Consider the following 20093-nt stretch of genomic DNA (forward strand, 5'->3'; position numbering starts at 1 on the left):
CCTTATTTTTTCCATCACACCCCTGAAGAGTAACGATTTCAGAGCAAACCGCAACGCTGTTTGCTGCGCGTTTCCGCCTCCTCGTAGAGCGTAAATTCGTCATACACCGGGCAGCCGAGCGCGGCTTCAAACGCATTGCGGCTGGCATTCCCGTGGCTGCGCGCCTGGGTTTCATTTCCAAGATTGGACTGGAAAATCCCCGCCGCGCTGACCGGAAGGAAATCTTCGTAAATTATCGGCTGGGCCACCACCCACCCGCGCTCGATCAGCGGCTGCGGGTCATCGCCCGGACGAAACGCGTGACGATGGGCCTCTCCCGCCGGGGTCAGGCGATAGCGAAAATACGCCAGCTCCTGACGGCGCAGGAACATTTCGCTGTCCGGGAAGGCGCTGAAAATCTCCCGCAAATGCAGCTGATGCGTAAGGTTATCTTTTCCGGTTCCGGCCTGGGCCAGCAGGCTATCGTACAGTTCACGACCTTTCGGGGTCAGCGCCACGCCGCGCTGTTCAATTTCACCGAAGCGCGCGGTGTGGGTGCCTTTATGTTCCCCGGCGAAAAGCACCGGCTCTTCGAGGGCTTTAAAGCTGGTCTGACGCAGCAGGATCGGCACTTCACGACGCGGCGGCCCTTCGATCAGAATTTTTGGCTCAATGCCGTACTTCGGCATCAGCTCCTGTACCCGGTCAATGTCCAGCGTGCGCGGTGTGAGGTGGTTGATATGGCAGCCCGGGAAGCAGACCACGTCAGCTATCAGGCGGTGCTCGTGACTCAGCGCCAGGTAGGTCTCCTGGTCGACCGTAGCATGACGGTGCCAGCGGAAGGTTTCTAACGCTTCCTGCACAAACTCGTGCGCCTGCGCTTCGGTAAAACGCCCTTCCGACTCGTGGAGGTCAATAAGTTCCAGACAGCGCGGCGTAAAGATGTTCCGGTGAGACAGAATTTCTGCCGCCCGCTCGCGTAACGCCACGTTTTCAATCAGCTCAAGGCGCAGCAGTGAGGTAAAGATACGAAACGGATTGCGGCACAGCGCCGCATCGTCAACCGGACGAAACGCCGTTGAGTGAACCGGCACCCCCGCCTGCGAGAGATCGTAATAACTGACCGGGAACATGCCCATGATGGCAAACATACGACGCAGGGTGGAAAGCTCTTGTGCGGTGCCAACGCGGATCGCCCCGTGACGCTCCACGTTCAGGCGCGCCAGCTCGTCGGCGTTCGCCAGTTGTTCATGTAATAGTGGGTTATTTTCCAGAACCGCCAGGTTTACGTCCGCGACCAGCTCAAGCAAGGTGCCGTACTGCGGAACTTCCTGCTGGTACATCGCCGACATAGCCTGCGAAAAGTGTTCCCGAATATCATCAGCCGTGATGGTGTTCGCCATGATGTCATGCCTCCAGTGAATATTACCTGGAGTGTAGAGAAGGCCGTTCCTTCCGGGGGGAAGAATTTCTGATTTGTGATCTTAAGACGCCAGTGGTTAAACCGTGTGCTACCGACCCCTGCCGGGCGCCTCGTCATCTTTTTCCAGGATTTTCCTTATGATTCGTAGCGGCTATTTTTTCTAGCCCTAAAGAGGTAATTTTTTCCATATCACCGCTTGCAAATTATCCGATTTGGTTACGCCATTATTATTGGCTTCAACCTTCCGCTTTTTAACTTAAACTTAGGACTAATCTGAGCGTTTGTTTACAAGTCCTTCCCACCCTTCCATATTTCCAAACCAAGCGAAGCGCAAACGCGGCAATAATTAAATATAACGTAACCGCTAATGGCGAAACGCATTTGACGAATGACGCACAGCGACTAGAGTTATTACTCGAACGACGAGTGATACGGAATATTTTCGTATCGTACTGACATAACCAATATATGAATATGAGGTTTAATATGGCAGAGCATCGTGGTGGTTCCGGTAATTTCGCTGAAGACCGTGAAAAAGCATCAGAAGCTGGACGTAAAGGTGGCCAGCACAGCGGTGGTAATTTTAAAAACGATCCGCAACGCGCATCTGAAGCGGGTAAGAAAGGGGGACAGAACAGTCACGGCGGAGGCCGTAAATCTGATAACTCCTGATCTTATTTAGTACTCTTTTAATAATACCAGAGAGCATGCTGCGGGCTGAAAAGCTCGCAGTACCCTCTCCTTATTTTACCGGAGCGTAATAATTATGAATATGAAAAGCGTTGAGGATGTATTTATTCATCTTCTGTCGGATACCTACAGTGCGGAAAAACAGCTAACACGCGCGCTGAGTAAGCTCGCCCGTGCCGCATCCAGCGAGAAACTGAGCGCGGCCTTTACCGCACACCTTGAAGAGACGCAGGGTCAGATCGAACGTATCGACCAGATCGTTGAACAGGAAGACGGTATCAAACTCAAGCGCATGAAATGCGTGGCGATGGAAGGCTTAATTGAAGAAGCCAACGAAGTCATCGAAAGCACGGAAAAAAATGAAGTTCGTGATGCCGCCCTAATTGCCGCTGCGCAAAAAGTAGAGCATTACGAAATTGCCAGTTACGGTACCCTTGCAACACTCGCAGAACAGCTGGGCTATAAAAAAGCCGTTAAACTTCTTGCCGAAACGCTGGAAGAAGAAAAAGAGACCGACCTTAAACTCACCGATCTGGCCGTTGGAAATATTAACCAAAAAGCGCAGAAATGACGCAATAATACAGGTTAAATAAAATGAGCATCAGTCCCAGGACAATTAAACGGTGCCATTTAACGGCAGCTATAATATGGTTCATTCTCGCTATCCCTTCCGTAATATGGTGGAAGAACAGCGTGCTATGGGTCATTATCATCAGTATTTACGCTAATATTGTCGGCCATTTGTCTGGCTACAGTGCCGCGCGTGCCGATCAGGCTGCTGAAAGTGAGACCAAATAAGCGAACCCATAATGAGGATACAATGATGAATCACGTAGAACACTACCATGACTGGCTACGCGATGCCCATGCGATGGAAAAGCAAGCCGAGTCAATGCTGGAATCCATGGCCAGCCGCATCGATAATTATCCTGATGTTCGCGCCAGAATTGAACAGCATATTAATGAGACAAAACGGCAAATTACATTGCTGGAGGAAATCCTCGACCGTAATGATATTTCTCGTTCGGTTTTAAAAGACTCGATGAGCAAAATGGCGGCGCTGGGTCAGTCCATCGGCGGCATGTTCCCCTCTGATGAGATCGTTAAGGGCTCGATCAGCGGCTATGTTTTCGAACAGTTTGAAATCGCCTGCTATACCTCCCTGCTTGCTGCCGCGAAAAAAGCGGGCGATACCGCCTCCGTGCCCGCCATTGAGACGATCCTGGCGGAAGAGCGCGAGATGGCCGACTGGCTGATTCGCCATATCCCCCAGACGACGGAACAGTTCCTGCTGCGTTCAGACGCATCGGGTGTCGAAGCAAAAAAATAACTCTGGAGAGTCTGCATGTTTCGACACGTTAAACAGCTGCAGTACACGGTTCGCGTTGCTGAACCGAATCCGGGTCTTGCCAATCTGTTGCTCGAACAGTTTGGCGGGCCGCAGGGTGAACTGGCGGCCGCCTGCCGCTACTTTACGCAAGGGTTGAGCGATGACGATCCGGGCCGTAAGGATATGCTGATGGATATAGCAACCGAGGAGCTTAGCCACCTCGAAATCATCGGTACGCTGGTCGGTATGCTGAACAAAGGCGCCAAAGGCGAGCTGGCGGAAGGGGTAGAGAATGAGGCTGAACTGTATCGGTCCATGACCGAAAACGGTAACGACAGCCACATCACCTCCCTTCTCTACGGCGGCGGTACCCCGCTCACTAACTCGGCGGGCGTGCCGTGGACGGCGGCCTATGTCGATACCATCGGCGAGCCGACGGCGGATCTACGCTCGAACGTGGCGGCAGAGGCCAGGGCGAAAATCATCTATGAACGGCTAATCAACGTCACTGACGATCCCGGAGTGAAGGATGCGCTGGCGTTTCTGATGACGCGTGAGGCGGCGCATCAGCTCTCCTTTGAGAAGGCTCTGCAGTCCATTCGCAACAATTTCCCGCCGGGAAAACTGCCGCCAATCGAGGAATTCACCAACAAGTACTACAATATGTCTGAAGGTGGAGAGGTTCGCGGAAGCTGGAACAGCGATAAGCACTTTGATTACGTTGAGTCCCCCCAGCCTGCGGTTGATGGCGGAGACGGCAGCGCCAGCGTGACGCTCACAGCTGAACAGGCAACCCTGGTTAAGGCGATGTCTGCCCGCACGAAGTCCGATCCCCATTCCGACCCGCTGACCGGTGCCGAGCTGGGCGCCGGTAAGAAAAAACCGTAATCGGTTTTGCCGGGCAGCCCTGCGCTGTCCGGCAATTCTCGTGCCCCATCGCTTCAGAGGTACGGACCATGTTCGAACTTGATGCATTCCATCTCGCCAGAATTCAGTTCGCTTTTACCGTCTCGTTTCACATCCTTTTCCCGGCGATTACCATTGGTCTTGCCAGCTATCTTGTCGTGCTGGAAGGCATGTGGCTGCGCACCAAAAACGACGTCTGGCGCTCGCTTTACCACTTCTGGCTCAAGATATTTGCCGTCAACTTCGGGATGGGGGTGGTTTCCGGGCTGGTCATGGCGTATCAGTTCGGCACCAACTGGAGCGGGTTCTCCCAGTTCGCGGGCAGCATTACCGGCCCTCTGCTGACCTACGAGGTGTTAACCGCCTTCTTCCTTGAAGCCGGGTTCCTTGGCGTGATGATGTTCGGCTGGAACAAGGTCGGCCCTGGGCTGCACTTTTTTTCAACCTGCATGGTGGCGCTCGGCACGCTGATGTCGACCTTCTGGATCCTCGCCTCAAACAGCTGGATGCACACCCCGCAGGGTTTTACCATCGAGAACGGGCAGGTTATTCCGCAGGACTGGCTGGCGATTATCTTTAACCCCTCCTTCCCTTACCGCCTAATTCATATGGCCATCGCCGCGTTTCTGAGCAGCGCGCTGTTCGTCGGCGCGTCGGGCGCATGGCACCTGCTGCGCGGTAACGATACCCCCGCCATACGAACCATGTTCTCCATGGCGATGTGGATGGCGCTGCTGGTTGCCCCCATCCAGGCCGTGGTGGGCGATATGCACGGCCTGAACACGCTTGAGCATCAGCCGGCCAAAATTGCCGCCATTGAGGGGCACTGGGAAAATCCGCCCGGCGAGGCCACGCCGCTGCTGCTGTTTGGCCTGCCGGATATGGACGAGGAGCGCACCAAGTACGGTCTGGAGATCCCCGCGCTCGGCAGCCTAATCCTGACGCACAGCCTGGATAAGCAGGTTCCGGCGCTGAAGGACTTCCCGAAAGAGGATCGCCCAAACTCGACCATCGTTTTCTGGTCGTTCCGCATCATGGTCGGAATGGGCCTGCTGATGATTACCCTCGGCTTGGTCAGCCTCTGGCTACGCTATCGACACCGGCTCTACCACTCGCGTCCGTTCCAGTGGTTTGCCCTCTGCATGGGGCCTGCCGGTCTGGTGGCGCTGCTCGCCGGCTGGGTGACTACCGAAGTGGGCCGCCAGCCGTGGGTGGTCTACGGCTATCTGCGTACAATTGACGCGGTTTCCCTGCACAGCACCCTGCAGATGAGCATCAGCCTGCTGGCGTTCTTCGTTGTCTACTCGTCGGTGTTTGGCGTGGGCTATGTGTACCTCATCCGGCTGATTAAGAAAGGCCCGCAGCCCGTCGATACGCTGACGTCAAACACGTCGGGCACCCCCGCCCGTCCGCTGTCTGCCGCGGAGTCTGTTCCGGAACAGGAGAGAAACTGATGGGCGTCGATATCTCTGTTATCTGGTTTGCCATCATCGTCTTTGCCACGCTGATGTACATCATTATGGATGGCTTTGATTTGGGCATCGGCCTGCTGTTTAACTTCGTGGGCGATGCGAAAGAGCGCGATGTGATGGTCAACAGCGTAGCGCCCGTGTGGGACGGCAACGAGACCTGGCTGGTGCTTGGCGGCGCGGGGCTGTTCGGCGCGTTCCCGCTGGCCTACGCGGTGATCATTGATGCGCTCACTATCCCCCTCACCGCGATGCTGATCGGCCTCATCTTTCGCGGTGTCGCCTTTGAGTTTCGCTTTAAAGCGACGCCTTCGCACCGCAAGTTCTGGGACTACTCCTTCGCCGGCGGCTCTCTGCTCGCCACCTTCAGCCAGGGGATCGTCGTGGGGGCGGTGATCAACGGCTTTGAGGTTGAGGGCAGACGCTTTGTGGGCTCGCCGCTTGACTGGCTGACGCCCTTTAACCTTTTCTGCGGTATCGGGCTGGTGGTCGCCTACACGCTGCTGGGCACCACCTGGCTTATCATGAAAAGTGAAGGCGCGTTGCAGCACCGCATGCGCGAACTGACCCGCCACGTGCTGCTGGCCCTGGTGGTGGTGATCGCGGTCGTCAGCGTCTGGACGCCGCTCGGCTGGCAGTACGTGGCCGACCGCTGGTTTACCCTGCCCAACTTCTTCTGGTTCCTGCCGGTTCCCCTGCTGGTAGGCTTGTTTAGCGTGCTGATCTGGCGGCTGACCCGCAACCCTGCCAGCCACTCGCGCCCCTTCCTGCTGACGCTGGGGCTGATCTTCCTCGGATTTAGCGGCCTGGGTATCAGCCTGTGGCCAAACATCATTCCGCCGCGCATCACCCTGTGGGAAGCCGCGGCGCCCCCCGCCAGCCAGCTGTTTATGCTGGTCGGGACCCTGCTGATTATTCCGGTGATTCTGGTGTACACCGCCTGGAGCTACTACGTCTTCCGGGGAAAAGTTTCGGATACTGAAGGCTATCACTGAGGAACGCTATGACGGACTGGCATACACGGGCCATTATTTACCAGATTGATACCGCGCTTTTTTATGATATGAACAGCGATGGCTGCGGGGACATCGCCGGAATAGCGGCCAAGCTGCGCTATATTCGCCGCATGGGGGCAACGGTTATCTGGATCACCCCGTTTTACCTCACGCCCTTTCTCGATGAGGGCTACGACGTTAGCGACCATCTGCAGGTGGACCCCCGCTTCGGAAAACTGGCCGATATTATCGCCTTTATCGAACAGGCCCGTGAACTGGGCATGCAAGTCATTATTGAGCTGCTTATCCAGCACACCTCGGAAGCCCATCCCTGGTTCCAGCAGGCCCGCCGCAGCCCCGTCTCGCCCTACCGCGACTACTATATCTGGTCGGATAACGACGACGACGACACGCCCCCCATGTTCCCCGGCGTGGAAAAAAGCGTCTGGAGCTGGGACGACGAGGCGGGACAGTATTACCGGCACATGTTCTACCGCCACGAGCCGGACCTGAACCTGACCTCGCCCGCCGTGCTTAAAGAGATTGAGAATATTATCCTCTTCTGGCTCAAGCTGGGGGTATCGGGATTTCGGCTGGATGCCGCATCACACCTCACGAAGCAGGCGGGCAACGGTGACGAGAAAAAGGGCCTGTGGATCCTGGAGCACATGCGCCGTCTTATCGAACAGCGTAATCCGGACGCGGTCCTGCTTGGTGAAGTGGACGTGGACGTTGAGGTTTATAAAGACTATTTCGGCAATAACGACCGCCTGCATCTGGTGCTCAACTTCTGGCTCAACAAGTATTTCTACGTCAGCCTGGCCAGAAAAAGCGCCCGCCCGCTGCGCAACGCGGTGAAGAAGATGATCGTCCCGCCCGATTCATGCTGTTTTGCCAACTGGCTGCGCAACCACGACGAGCTGGATCTCGAAGGGATTAGCAAAAAAGACAAACAGTTTGTCCTCGACACCTTCGCCCCTGACGAGGAGATGAACGTCTACCAGCGCGGGATCCGCCGACGTCTGGCACCGATGCTGAATGGCGACCCAAAGCGGCTGGCGTTCTGCCACGCGGTGCTCTTTTCCCTGCCGGGCGTCCCGGTGATGCGCTACGGCGACGAGATCGGCATGGGTGACGACCTGGAGCTGGAGGAACGCTACGCCGTTCGCACCCCGATGCAGTGGGCGGGCTCACGGGGCGGCGGTTTTTCGGCGGCCGATCCTGAAAAATTTATCGCGCCGATTATCGACCACGGCCCTTACCGCTATCAGAAAATCAACGTCGCCGATTCGCTGCTTCACCGCAACTCGCTCCTGCACCGGATCATTGATATTGCCAATACCCGCTCTGAGTTCCCCGAAATTGCCGTGGCGCCCTTTCGCCTCATCACCCTCGATCATGACGCGGTGCTGGGGATCTATTACGAGACCGACGAGCGCAGCATCCTCACCTTCGTTAACTTCAGCGACCAGCCGGTGCAGTTCACCGCAAAGGGGATCCGCAACGCCACCTGGACCGCCTGCCTCGCGGACAAACGCTACGACGACGCGCTGGTTTGCGGCAAAACCGTCGAACTCAGTATTGGCGGCTACGGCTACCGCTGGTTCTGGACGCACCGCAGCGCGCTGCGCTGATTAGCGTTTCCGGCGGGTTATCAGGCGCGTCAGCATAATCCCCGCCACCGCGAGCGCCCCCAGCGCCACCTTGCCCGGCATACCGGAGGTGACGGACGGGGCGCGGTTCTTCGCTTCGTCGGTAAAACGACCGTGGATTTTGTGCAGGTCGTTAACCGGCTGGTCGAGATAGTCCCGACGATCCGCGGCGTTCAGATCGTCGGTCATCTGGCCTTCCCAGGCTTTTTTCACCATCAGACGGTCAAGGTAGCCCGGAAAGAAGAATTGCCCGACGATGGACTGGATGGTGCTGCTGCCCACCCACAGCTCGCGCACCGGTTTCTGCGCAACCTTAAAGATGGCCCTGGCGGCGACTTCAGGCTCAAAGACCGGCGGCACCGGGCGCATCGCCCATGCGAACTTATTCCTCGCCCATTCGAACTGCGGCGTATTGAGCCCCGGCATCTGAACCATCGACAGCTGGACCCGGCTGTTCTCGTGCATCAGCTCGGTCCGCACCGCATCGGTGAACCCGCGGATCGCCGCTTTCGCCCCGCAGTAGGCCGACTGCAAAGGGATGGAACGGTAGGCCAGCGCGGACCCCACCTGGATAATCACGCCCCTGTCGCGGGGCACCATCAGCTCCAGCGCGGCGCGGGTGCCGTTAACAAACCCAAGATAGGTAACGTCAGTCACGCGGCGAAACTCATCCGGCGTCAGGGTACGAAACGGCGCCAGCACGGCCCCCATCGCATTGTTGACCCAGACATCGATTGCCCCGAGGCGATACTCGATCTCGTTAGCCGCATCCACCACCGCCTGGCTGTCGGCGACGTCCGCCTGCACCGCGTGGGCATTAACGCCAAAGCGGCGCAGCTCTTCCTGGGTTGAGTGCAGGCTGGCTTCATCGCGGGCGATAAGCCCCACATCGTAGCCTGCCTTTGCAAAGTGCAGCGCCGTGGCTTTTCCCACGCCCGCCGTCCCGCCGGTAATCACTATGACCGCCATAGAACCTCCGCGTGAATTTAGCCGTTATTGCCGTCCGATAATTTTGTCACCAGTTCAGCGAGCGAATACTGCACCGCTTTTTCCACCACGTCCTGGCAGTCGCCGGAGAAAAGGACGGTACGGGTTGTCGTCTCACCGCAGATATTCCAGGCAAAACAGACCGTTCCCGCCGCCGTGCCGTCATCGCCCCCTTCCGGGCCCGCGTAGCCGCTGATGGCGATGCTAATATCCGCCTGGGCAATGTCGCGGATGCTGGCGGCCATCTCGGTCACCGTCTGTTCACTGACGGCGGTATAGCGCGCCAGCGTTTCAGGGCGCACGCCGAGGATCCGCGATTTGGCTTCATCGCTGAACACAACCAGCCCGACGTCATAAAAATCGGCCGTGTTTTCCTCTGCACACAGCGCCACCGAGAGCTTTCCTCCCGTGCAGGATTCCGCGGTGGTTAAGCGCAGCCCGGCATCGGTTAATTTACTCGCCAGCTTTTTGGTGAGTTCACTCACGGTATAATGACTGTCGTGTAAAAGATTGCTCATTTTGCCGCCTCTTATTTTTCAACAGGAATGATTGAAATATGTCCATTGCGCTCAAGTATGGCATATTTAATTTCGCTCATTTCTGTAATGCCATTATTTTGACGCGCTGACACCAGAATATCATCACAAGATACGTCGACTTTTTTAAGCTTATCCGCTATGGGTACGCCATTCTCAACCAGAATCACAGGAGTTCCATCCAGGATATTCTCCACCGGGGAAAAATATTTCTTCATCAGGCCAAATATAATGTCAACGACCACCAGCGTGGTAATGGTAATCATTGCGCCGGTAACGGAGAAATCCTGCCCCAAAAGCGCCTGCTGCGTCGCCTCACTAATAATTAAGAGAAGGATGAGATCAAAGCTGGTCATCTGCAGCAGCGCGCGTCGCCCTGCCACTTTAAATACCACCACGAGAAACAGATAAATCGCCAGCGCGCGAAAGACCATATCCATATCAGCCTCCTAGGGGTAAATAAATTGCCAGAGGTTGATCTCCGGCTCGTTGTTAACGCGGATGACGGTGTTCCATTTACCGGCTCTGGAAGGTGTCGTGAAGTATAAAACAGAGAAATTGTCTGATTTTTGCAGGTCGTCATAGACAAAATAGAGGGTTTTTCCGTGGCTAAACATTTTATCTGGCTGCGGCCAGACGCTGCCGGGTTCGTACACGTCGCTGCTATCGGTGGTCAGGCTGAGGGTATATCTGCCCTCCGTTTTCACCGGGAAGGTGACCTGCATTCTTGACTCCGTCTCCCGCCGGCCGAAGCGTTCATAGTTTATGCTCAACGAGTTAGCGGAATTGGTTTTGGCCGTATCGCTCACCGTTCCGCTGGAAAACAGACCGGCAACCGCTGCGATGATAATAGCCAGCAGTACCACAAAACCCACCTGGCGAAATGTATATTCGAACCTCAACAAGCGATAACTCTCATCTATCCCGGGTAACTTTTCATTTTCACGCTTCATGGTCGTCGTCACCGTTTCGCTTATTTCATGATAGTTTTGATTTCCAAAGAGAATGTTTTTAAGACTTATCACATTTGCCACATAAAGGAATAGCAACAATACTTAATATGTCAAGACACTCAAAAATGAAGGATATCAGATGAAATTATCACTTATTTCCGCTTTTTTGATATTTCTGGTTCCAGCTGCATGGGCAGATAATAACGGCGGGTTACAAAAAGGTGAAGCACCGCCGCCACCCCACGCGCTGGATAGCGGATATCGTGGAACCGACGACGCGCGTATTATGACCATCGATCAGGCAAAACAAATGCACGATGGCGCGACAATTTCATTGCGCGGTAATCTTATTGACGGTAGCGGCGATAAGTTTGTATTCCAGGATAAAACCGGAAAAATCGACGTTATTATTCCCCAGGCAGTCTTCGACGGTAGAACGGTAAAACCCGATCAGATGATCAGTATCAACGGTTCGCTTGATAAAAAATCATCGCCTGCCGTCGTTCGTGTTGATCGTTTGCAGAAATAATTCAGCGAAGCGTTAACGCTGCAACTATCCATCAAATCTCACCCCTTGGCTTAAGGAGTCAGCTATGAGTGATACTACACAACGTACGAACGCTTACCCGCAACCCCCTTTCCCGGAACAGCCGCAAACGCCGCCGGGACTGGCGTCTGAAATGCAGCCTGTACCCGACCACGGGGAAACAAGCTATAAAGGGCATGGCCGCCTTGCCGGCAAAAAAGCGCTGATCACCGGTGGTGACTCCGGCATTGGTCGCGCGGTGGCTATCGCCTACGCCCGTGAAGGGGCAGACGTTGCCATCAACTACCTGCCTGAAGAAGAGAAAGATGCCGCCGAGGTCATCGACCTGATCAAAGCGGAAGGTCGTAAGGCCATCGCGCTGCCCGGAGACGTCCGGGATGAAACCTTCTGCCAGAATCTGGTCGAAGAGGCCGTCTCGAAGCTGGGCGGGCTGGATATTCTGATCAACAACGCAGGCCGTCAGCAGTACCGGGAATCCCTTGAAGAGCTGACCACCGAAGATTTTGACGCGACGTTCAAAACCAACGTTTACGCCCCCTTCTGGATCACCAAGGCGGCCCTGCGCCACCTGAAAGCGTCGTCCGTGATCATTAACACCTCCTCCGTTCAGGCGGTGAAGCCGAGCCCCGTGCTGCTGGACTACGCCCAGACGAAGGCCTGTCTGGCGGTGTTTACCAAATCCTTAGCCAAACAGCTGGGCCCGAAAGGCATTCGCGTTAATGCGGTCGCCCCCGGCCCGTACTGGACGGTACTGCAGTCCAGCGGCGGCCAGCCGATGGAAAAAGTGAAGGAGTTCGGCGGCGATACCCCGCTGGGTCGTCCGGGGCAGCCCGTCGAGATTGCCCCGCTGTACGTCACGCTGGCCTCGGATGAATGTTCCTTTACCTCCGGTCAGGTATGGTGTTCTGACGGCGGCGACGGCGTGATTTAAAACCCGTTACGCTTTTTTCCCTTCCACGCAGTGAGCAATAAATGAACAAGGACGTTCATCACCCGCCTCGCCTGAAAAACATGTTGTAACTCAAACAGATCAAATGTTAAAAATATTTTGCTATCAGGTTATCAAAATTAAACAACTTAACTTGTCACCCGCATCGCTCTGTTTTTAACATCGCCTATGGAAAAAAATGGTCTGTTCAGTCAGCGCATACGCTTGCGCCATTTGCATACATTTGTGGCCGTCGCTCAACAGGGAACGCTGGGGCGCGCGGCTGAAACTCTTAACCTGAGCCAGCCTGCGCTCTCGAAAACCCTCAACGAGCTGGAACAGCTGACCGGCGCCCGTCTATTTGACCGCGGTCGGCTGGGGGCACAGCTGACTCTGGTGGGTGAACAGTTCCTGACGCACGCCGTGAAGGTGCTGGATGCGCTCAACACCGCAGGCCAGTCCCTGCACCGAAAAGAAGAGCACACCAGCGAGGTGGTGCGCGTCGGTGCCCTGCCAACCGCGGCGCTGGGGATTCTGCCGCCGGTTATTGGTCAGTTCCACAAGCAGCAGCGCAATACCACTATTCAGGTTGCCACCATGAATAACACCATGCTGCTCGCGGGGCTGAAATCCGGCGAACTGGATCTCGGCATCGGTCGAATGTCTGACCCTGAGCTGATGGGCGGCCTCAATTATGAGCTGCTGTTCCTGGAATCCCTGAAGCTGGTGGTTCGCCCCGATCACCCCCTTCTGCAGGACACGGTGACGTTAAGCCGGGTGATGGAGTGGCCGGTGGTGGTTTGCCCGAAAGGCACCGTCCCGCGCCAGGCCGCCGAAACCTTGCTGCAGATGCAGGGGTGTACGCTACCTTCAGGGTGCATCGAAACGCTTTCGGCTTCACTTTCGCGTCAGCTTACCCTGGATTATGACTACGTCTGGTTCGTCCCATCCGGTGCGGTAAAAGATGATTTACGCCAGGGCACGCTGACCGCCCTGCCGATAACCTCCCCCGGTGCGGGTGAACCCATCGGTATTTTGACCCGCGTGGATACCCCACTTTCCACGGGCGCACAAACGCTGCTGAGCGCGATTCGCAAATCCATGCCTGTCTGACCTCTTATCCCTCACCCTAACCCTCTCCCCTTAGGGGTGAGGGAACTGGCCCGTGCGTTAATCAAATAATGCGGAATGATTCATTAACAATTGCGTAAAACAATTTAACAGTTTTATCATAGCGACGAATTCACCAAATGGTTCACTAATCATTTTATAAACACGAATTCATTCGTATTAATCATTATGTTCCCCGCATTTATTATCCAACTGGTACATATCCGGCACGACGGGGGATTTAAAGGAGACAGAAATGGCATTTGGCAGCGCGCCGCGCGGGGTACCTCGTATTCTGCAGTGGCTCCTTGCCGGACTGATGTTGCTCATCGGTCTGGCGGTCGGCGGGTTGGGCTTTAAGCTCGCCACCGTAGGCGGAAGTTTTTACTTCCTGATAATGGGCGTGGTGATGGTCATTGCCGCGCTCCTGATTTTCCTCAATCGCAGCAGCGGGATCGTGCTTTACGGCATCGCGTTTATTGCCTCGCTGTTCTGGGCGGTAAGCGATGCGGGCTGGGATTTCTGGCCGCTCTTCTCGCGCCTGTTCACCTTTGCCGTACTGGCCTTCCTCTGCGCCATCGTCTGGCCTTTCCTGCGCGCGGCCAACCGCGGCGCAGCGAATAAAGCCCCGGCTTTTGGCGTTGCGGCGGTGCTCGCGGTGGCGATGCTGGTCAGCCTCGGCTGGATGTTTAAGCCGCAAACCCTCGTGGCGGCGAACGAGCCCGTTCCGGTGAAGCCCGTCGCCCCCGGCGAACAGCAGAAAAGCTGGGAGCACTGGGGCAACACCACCCACGGCGACCGCTTCGCCGCGCTGGACCAGATCAACAAGCAAAACGTCAGCGATCTGAAAGTCGCCTGGGTGGCGCACACCGGCGATATTCCGCAGAGCAACGGCTCCGGTGCGGAAGATCAGAACACGCCATTGCAGATTGGCGACACGCTTTATGTCTGCACGCCGTACAGTAAAGTGCTGGCGCTGGACGTGGATTCCGGGAAGGAAAAATGGCGCTACGATTCTAAAGCCACCGCGCCTAACTGGCAGCGCTGTCGCGGTCTGGGCTATTTTGAAGATCGTTCAATCGTGACAACGTCACCAAACGAAGCTCAGCCTGCGGCCTGCCCGCGCCGTCTGTTCCTGCCAACCACCGACGCCCGTCTGATTGCCATCAACGCGGATACCGGCAAGGTGTGCGATGACTTCGGCGACCATGGCACCGTGGATCTGAGCATCGGCATGGGTGAGATCAAGCCGGGCTATTATCAGCAGACCTCCACGCCGCTGGTGGCCGGAAACGTCGTTGTCGTCGGCGGTCGCGTCGCGGATAACTTCTCCACCGGCGAACCGCCGGGCGTGGTGCGCGCATACGACGTTCACACCGGTAAGCTCGCCTGGGCATGGGATCCGGGTAACCCGAACCTGACCGGCCTGCCGCCGGAAGGCCAGACCTACACGCGCGGCACCCCGAACGTCTGGTCTGCGATGTCTTACGACGCTAAGCTGAACCTGATCTACCTGCCAACCGGCAACGCCACCCCGGACTTCTGGGCGGGCGAGCGCACCCCGCTGGACGATAAATACAGCTCCTCCATCGTCGCCGTTGACGCGACCACCGGACAGGTGCGCTGGCATTTCCAGACCACCCACCACGACCTGTGGGACTTCGACCTGCCTTCCCAGCCGCTGCTGTACGACCTGCCGGACGGCAAAGGCGGCACCACGCCCGTGCTGGTGCAGACCAGCAAGCAGGGCATGATCTTTATGCTCAACCGCGAAACCGGTAAGCCGGTGGCGAAGGTGGAGGAACGTCCCGTTCCGGCAGGTAACGTTGAAGGTGAGCGCTACTCTCCGACCCAGCCGTATTCCGTTGGCATGCCGATGATTGGCAACCAGACGCTGACCGAGTCCGACATGTGGGGAGCGACGCCTGTCGACCTGCTGCTGTGCCGCATTCAGTTTAAAGAGATGCGTCATCAGGGCGTCTTCACCCCGCCGGGTCTCGACCGTTCCCTGCAGTTCCCCGGCTCGCTCGGCGGGATGAACTGGGGCAGCGTTTCCGTTGACCCGAACAACAGCCTGATGTTCGTCAACGACATGCGCCTGGGGCTGGCAAACTACATGGTGCCGCGCGCGAACGTGGCGAAAAACGCCAGCGGCATTGAGATGGGGATTGTCCCGATGGACGGCACGCCGTTCGGCGCGATGCGCGAACGCTTCCTGTCGCCGCTGGGTATTCCGTGCCAGAAGCCGCCGTTCGGCACCATGTCGGCCGTTGACCTGAAAACCGGCAAGCTGGTGTGGCAGGTACCGGTTGGTACCGTGGAAGATACCGGCCCGCTGGGCATTCGCATGCACATGCCGATCCCAATCGGGATGCCGACGCTGGGCGCGTCGCTTTCAACCCAGTCCGGCCTGCTGTTCTTCGCCGGTACGCAGGATTTCTACCTGCGCGCGTTTGATACCGCCACCGGGAAAGAGATCTGGAAGGACCGCCTGCCGGTCGGCAGCCAGTCCGGCCCGATGACCTACGTCTCGCCGAAAACCGGCAAGCAGTACATCGTCATCAACGCCGGGGGCGCTCGCCAGTCGCCGGATCGCGGCGATTACGTTATCGCGTACGCGTTACCCGATAAGCCGTAACAAATGAAAAAGGGACCGAAAGGTCCCTTTTTTTTGCCCGGTGCGACTCAGAACGTCTCCCAGTTATCCCCGGAAACCGTCGCCGCCGGGCGCAACGGCGCGCTCGTCGCCACTGGCGCTGACGCCACCGCGCGGCCCGGCTTTGCATTGCTCAGACGAAACGCCCCGACCGCCTCGGTCAGGCGAGCGCCCTGCTCTTCCAGCGACGCCGCCGCCGCGGAGGCCTCTTCCACCAGCGAGGCGTTCTGCTGGGTCACTTTATCCATCTCCGAAATAGCCTGGCTGACCTGCACGATACCGCGGCTCTGCTCGTCAGACGCGGCAGCAATCTCCAGCATGATGTCGGTTACGCGCTTAACCGCCTCGACGATCTCATTCATGGTATTGCCCGCGGCAACGACCTCACCGGAACCCTGGTCAATCAGCGAGACCGATTCGTTGATCAGGCTTTCGATCTCTTTTGCGGCATTCGCGCTGCGGCTGGCAAGAGTTCGGACTTCGCTGGCCACCACGGCGAACCCGCGTCCCTGCTCGCCCGCGCGCGCCGCTTCTACCGCCGCGTTAAGCGCCAGGATATTGGTCTGGAAGGCGATGCTGTTGATCACCGCAGTGATCTCAGAGATTTTCTTCGAACTGCTTGAGATATTGCCCATGGTTTTCACCACGCCGGAGACCATCTGGCCGCCGCGGCTGGCTTTCCCGGAGGCATCTTCCGCCAGCTTGCTGGCATGATGGGCGTTATCGGCGTTCTGCTTCACCGTCGCGGTCAGCTGCTCCATGCTCGCGGCAGTCTGCTCAATGGCCGCGGCCTGCTGCTCGGTGCGCGAAGAGAGATCGGTGTTACCGGCAGAGATCTCGCTGGTTCCACGGTAGATCTCCTCCGCCCCCTGACGGACGGTGCCGACCGTTGTTTCAAGGGAGTGCTGCATGGTTTGCAGATCGCGCGTCAGGCGGCCAATTTCGCTGCGGCTCGTCGCGTCGTCAGGCATCGTTAAATCGCCCTTCGCGATATTCTCGATGCGGGTGGCGGCACGCTGGAGCGGATTAATGACCGTGCGGCGCAGCACGACGAAGGTCATCGCGGTCAGCACCAGCGCCAGCGCAAACGCGCCAACCATAAACATCAGGCCCAGCTGCGTGCGGCTGTGCGCCTGCGCCGTCAGCGCATTGGCGCGGTCGGTGCGGATCTTAATCGCCTTCAGCAGAACGGCGTTGTAAGCGTCGTCCAGCGGGCGGGCGGTTTCATTTTCGTGGTTGATGATCGCCTCGAACATGCCGTTTTTGGCAAATTTGACCATCGGCTGGAGGCCCGCGATATAGGCGTCGTAGCGTGCCTTCAGGTCCGCATCCAGCGCTTCGTCCGCCGGGCTACGCACGGAACGATTCATATAGGCGGTAAAGCTATCCTGGGACTGCTTGATGCGCGTTTCCGCCTCGCGGATGTTCTGCTTCATGGCCTCCATCTCCGCGATACGGCTTGCCGCGCCGGCGTGGATCATATTGATACGCGCGGTTCGCAGATGGTTTGAGCTGTTCGACAGCCCCATACGCACCTGAATTTCTGATGTGACATCCTGCTGATCGTTATCGGCCTGCAGCAGGAAATACCCCGCCAGACCCGAGCTCAAGGCAAACAGCAGAATAATGCCACCGAGAATGGAGGAAAACAGCGGAACCAGCCTGATGTGATGCAGGAAGCTCAGCTTGCGCTGCGCCTGCATCGAAGAAGTGTTGTCCATGACCGTCGACTCTCTTATAGGTAAGATGCGTAAAAACACGCCAGTTAGATAGTCATCGGCACGGTTGAGATTTAAATTACGGCTAAAAACGCCGCACTGGTCACACTTTAGAGAAGATTATTAAAGAAATGCCAGCGGCTAAAAACCGCTGGCAGAAGAGTTACTTGTCGCCGAAATGAATGACGGTGCGGATGGATTTTCCTTCGTGCATCAGATCGAACGCCTCGTTGATCTGCTCCAGCGGCAAACGGTGGGTAATGAACGGGTCGAGCTGAATTTTACCGACCATCGCGTCTTCAACCATGCCGGGAAGCTGGGTACGCCCCTTCACGCCGCCAAACGCGGAGCCGCGCCAGACGCGTCCGGTCACCAGCTGGAATGGACGGGTTTTGATCTCCTGGCCTGCCCCGGCCACGCCGATGATGATGCTCTCACCCCAGCCCTTGTGGCAGCATTCCAGCGCGGAACGCATCACGTTCACGTTGCCGATACACTCGAAGCTGAAGTCCACGCCGCCGTCGGTCATCTCAACGATGACGTCCTGAATCGGTTTCTCGTGATCTTTCGGGTTCACGAAATCGGTCGCGCCCATTTCGCCCGCCAGCTTGAATTTTTCCGGGTTGGTATCGACCGCGATGATACGACCGGCCTTCGCCTGGGCCGCGCCCTGAATCACCGCCAGACCAATGCCGCCGAGACCGAACACGGCCACGGTGTCGCCCTCTTTGACTTTTGCCGTATTATGCACCGCGCCAATGCCGGTGGTTACGCCGCAGCCCAGCAGGCAGACTTTATCCAGCGGCGCCTGAGGGTTGACCTTCGCCAGGGAGATCTCCGCGCAAACGGTGTATTCGCTGAAGGTGCTGGTCCCCATGTAGTGATAGATTGGCTCACCGTTGTAGGAGAAACGGGTGGTGCCGTCCGGCATCAGCCCTTTTCCCTGGGTGGCGCGAACGGCCTGGCAGAGGTTAGTTTTGCCGGATTTACAGAACTTACACTCGCCGCATTCCGCGGTGTACAGCGGGATAACGTGATCGCCTGGCTTCAGGCTGGTCACGCCCTCGCCCACTTCCACCACAATCCCGCCGCCTTCATGACCCAGCACCGCCGGGAAGACGCCTTCCGGATCGTCACCGGAGAGGGTAAACGCATCGGTATGGCACACGCCGGTATGGGTGATTTTGATCAGCACTTCGCCTTTTTTCGGCGGTGCTACGTCGATGTCGACGATTTTCAGCGGCTGGCCGGGGCCAAATGCGACAGCAGCGCGAGATTTCATAGTGACGTCCCTTATTGTGAGGTGTGTGGGTTTATTTTAGATAAGAGCGCAGCAAATGGCCGACTTCCGCCATGCGTACGGCTCGCTGATCCGGCGTTGTGTCTCCCGTCACCAGCTCGTCTTTGAGATGAATTTCAACCATTTCGCCCATCAGGCCATTGGCAGCGCCGCGCACGGCGGCAATTTGCTGCAGGATGGCCAGACAGGGGTCGCCCGACTCCAGCGCGCGTTCAAGGGCATCAACCTGGCCCCGAATGCGACGAACGCGCGTCAGAATACGTTTTTTATCTTCGGGTGAGTGCGGCATATGCCCTCCTGATACTATAGGGGGGTATGGTACCCTTTTTAGTAATCTTCTGTAAACATTATGTTTTTCATGGTTATCAGCCTTTTAGGAGATATGACGAAAAGACACTATCGGACATATTGAGCCTTTTTTACTGCCCCCAAATTGCCCCTAAGACCTTTTTTGCCCCCAAATTTGCCCCCAAAATTCATGCTTTTGCGTAGCTCCTTCCAGTTTCATAACGTCCCACTTTCCGACAACCGCTCGATATAGTCCTCGCTAATCATCGCCGGGATAACAACATGATCGAAGCTCAGGCCCATTCCGCCAGCCAGCATAAAGCCGGAAAATTCTGGTCCCGGGTAACCACCACGACCACCGGTAATCTGGCCGCCACCAGCGCGGGAAACGGTCTGCCCAACCGAGCGTCCGGCGGCGTTGATAATTTCCCACTCGTCAGCCTGCTTTACGCCAAACTGACATGACCACAATACCTGAGCCTCAGGGCTGGCGATAATGTCTCGCGTCCTATGGCTGTTTCGCTTCACCAGAGAATCAGAGAAGGAAATATTCAGGTTACGGAAGCGCCGGAGTTTACCTTCCTGCACCAGCGCATTGATATATGCCGGCATTCAGGGTTCGGATC

At 56.9% G+C, this 20093-nt stretch carries 20 protein-coding genes and 1 pseudogene; 12 read left to right on the top strand and 9 right to left on the bottom strand.

What is annotated here, in order from left to right; genetic code table 11:
- Window positions 1–38: 38 nt before the first annotated feature.
- Window positions 39–1382: a VOC family protein gene (locus UTO39_RS03215; protein WP_320726451.1), complete on the bottom strand. Its 1344-nt coding sequence runs from the start codon at window positions 1380–1382 to the stop codon at window positions 39–41.
- Between the two features lie 506 nt (window positions 1383–1888).
- On the opposite strand from UTO39_RS03215, the gene UTO39_RS03220 reads away from it, so the two are divergent.
- The 8 genes from UTO39_RS03220 (at window position 1889) to UTO39_RS03255 (ending at window position 8426) form a co-directional block, all read left to right on the top strand.
- The gene (locus UTO39_RS03220) at window positions 1889–2074 is read left to right on the top strand and encodes a general stress protein (RefSeq protein ID WP_004150795.1); all 186 of its coding nucleotides are present in this window, start codon (window positions 1889–1891) and stop codon (window positions 2072–2074) included.
- Between the two features lie 94 nt (window positions 2075–2168).
- The gene (locus UTO39_RS03225; protein ID WP_008502272.1) at window positions 2169–2663 is read left to right on the top strand and encodes a ferritin-like domain-containing protein; all 495 of its coding nucleotides are present in this window, start codon (window positions 2169–2171) and stop codon (window positions 2661–2663) included.
- A 23-nt stretch (window positions 2664–2686) separates the two neighbouring features.
- Window positions 2687–2890, top strand: coding sequence for a hypothetical protein (locus tag UTO39_RS03230; protein ID WP_013096662.1), 204 nt, complete (start codon window positions 2687–2689; stop codon window positions 2888–2890).
- Window positions 2891–2915: 25 nt separating this feature from the next.
- Entirely contained in the window at window positions 2916–3422 is a 507-nt protein-coding gene (locus UTO39_RS03235; RefSeq protein ID WP_014831871.1) for a ferritin-like domain-containing protein, read from the top strand.
- A gap of 15 nt (window positions 3423–3437) precedes the next feature.
- Complete coding sequence (locus tag UTO39_RS03240; RefSeq protein ID WP_320726452.1) at window positions 3438–4310, top strand: manganese catalase family protein; 873 nt, start codon at window positions 3438–3440, stop codon at window positions 4308–4310.
- A 68-nt stretch (window positions 4311–4378) separates the two neighbouring features.
- Window positions 4379–5782 (top strand): cytochrome ubiquinol oxidase subunit I, encoded by a 1404-nt coding sequence (locus UTO39_RS03245; RefSeq protein ID WP_028013105.1) that lies wholly within the window; start codon window positions 4379–4381, stop codon window positions 5780–5782.
- Window positions 5782–6792: a cytochrome d ubiquinol oxidase subunit II gene (gene cydB / locus UTO39_RS03250; protein ID WP_166711100.1), complete on the top strand. Its 1011-nt coding sequence runs from the start codon at window positions 5782–5784 to the stop codon at window positions 6790–6792. The genes UTO39_RS03245 and cydB overlap by 1 nt, the downstream gene beginning before the upstream one ends.
- Before the next feature lie 8 nt (window positions 6793–6800).
- Window positions 6801–8426: an alpha-amylase family protein gene (locus UTO39_RS03255; protein WP_320726453.1), complete on the top strand. Its 1626-nt coding sequence runs from the start codon at window positions 6801–6803 to the stop codon at window positions 8424–8426.
- On the opposite strand, the gene UTO39_RS03260 is transcribed toward UTO39_RS03255, so the two are convergent.
- The 4 genes from UTO39_RS03260 to UTO39_RS03275 are packed head-to-tail and all read right to left on the bottom strand — an operon-like array spanning window position 8427 to window position 10920.
- The gene (locus UTO39_RS03260; RefSeq protein WP_253541947.1) at window positions 8427–9413 is read right to left on the bottom strand and encodes an SDR family oxidoreductase; all 987 of its coding nucleotides are present in this window, start codon (window positions 9411–9413) and stop codon (window positions 8427–8429) included. It lies immediately after the preceding gene.
- Between the two features lie 17 nt (window positions 9414–9430).
- A complete protein-coding gene (locus UTO39_RS03265; RefSeq protein WP_061098258.1) occupies window positions 9431–9949 on the bottom strand; it encodes a 2-oxo-tetronate isomerase in 519 nt (172 codons plus the stop codon).
- Between the two features lie 11 nt (window positions 9950–9960).
- On the bottom strand, window positions 9961–10407 hold the full coding sequence (locus UTO39_RS03270) for a DUF421 domain-containing protein (RefSeq protein ID WP_061098259.1): 447 nt from the start codon (window positions 10405–10407) through the stop codon (window positions 9961–9963).
- A 9-nt stretch (window positions 10408–10416) separates the two neighbouring features.
- Window positions 10417–10920, bottom strand: coding sequence for a hypothetical protein (locus UTO39_RS03275; protein ID WP_320726454.1), 504 nt, complete (start codon window positions 10918–10920; stop codon window positions 10417–10419).
- A 139-nt stretch (window positions 10921–11059) separates the two neighbouring features.
- On the opposite strand from UTO39_RS03275, the gene UTO39_RS03280 reads away from it, so the two are divergent.
- The 4 genes from UTO39_RS03280 (at window position 11060) to UTO39_RS03295 (ending at window position 16143) form a co-directional block, all read left to right on the top strand.
- Window positions 11060–11449, top strand: coding sequence for a YdeI family stress tolerance OB fold protein (locus tag UTO39_RS03280; protein WP_061098261.1), 390 nt, complete (start codon window positions 11060–11062; stop codon window positions 11447–11449).
- Window positions 11450–11513: 64 nt separating this feature from the next.
- A complete protein-coding gene (locus tag UTO39_RS03285) occupies window positions 11514–12398 on the top strand; it encodes an SDR family oxidoreductase (RefSeq protein ID WP_061098262.1) in 885 nt (294 codons plus the stop codon).
- 186 nt (window positions 12399–12584) lie between these two features.
- Window positions 12585–13508, top strand: a complete 924-nt coding sequence (locus UTO39_RS03290; protein ID WP_061098263.1) for a LysR substrate-binding domain-containing protein — start codon at window positions 12585–12587, stop codon at window positions 13506–13508.
- Window positions 13509–13761: 253 nt separating this feature from the next.
- Window positions 13762–16143, top strand: a complete 2382-nt coding sequence (locus UTO39_RS03295) for a glucose/quinate/shikimate family membrane-bound PQQ-dependent dehydrogenase (protein ID WP_320726455.1) — start codon at window positions 13762–13764, stop codon at window positions 16141–16143.
- Window positions 16144–16190: 47 nt separating this feature from the next.
- On the opposite strand, the gene UTO39_RS03300 is transcribed toward UTO39_RS03295, so the two are convergent.
- From UTO39_RS03300 to UTO39_RS03315, 4 genes and pseudogenes are all read right to left on the bottom strand, one after another.
- Complete coding sequence (locus tag UTO39_RS03300; protein ID WP_320726456.1) at window positions 16191–17882, bottom strand: methyl-accepting chemotaxis protein; 1692 nt, start codon at window positions 17880–17882, stop codon at window positions 16191–16193.
- Window positions 17883–18042: 160 nt separating this feature from the next.
- Window positions 18043–19161 carry an S-(hydroxymethyl)glutathione dehydrogenase/class III alcohol dehydrogenase gene (locus tag UTO39_RS03305; protein WP_320726457.1) on the bottom strand — a complete coding sequence of 373 codons (1119 nt, stop codon included), beginning with the start codon at window positions 19159–19161 and terminating at the stop codon, window positions 18043–18045.
- Between the two features lie 31 nt (window positions 19162–19192).
- On the bottom strand, window positions 19193–19468 hold the full coding sequence (locus UTO39_RS03310) for a metal/formaldehyde-sensitive transcriptional repressor (RefSeq protein ID WP_028013093.1): 276 nt from the start codon (window positions 19466–19468) through the stop codon (window positions 19193–19195).
- A gap of 230 nt (window positions 19469–19698) precedes the next feature.
- Window positions 19699–20076, bottom strand: a pseudogene (locus UTO39_RS03315) (hypothetical protein); the annotation flags it as partial.
- Between the last annotated feature and the right edge of the window lie 17 nt (window positions 20077–20093).

The organism is Enterobacter sp. 118C5 (assembly GCF_034107645.1).
Classification (GTDB): Bacteria; Pseudomonadota; Gammaproteobacteria; order Enterobacterales; family Enterobacteriaceae; genus Enterobacter; species Enterobacter nematophilus.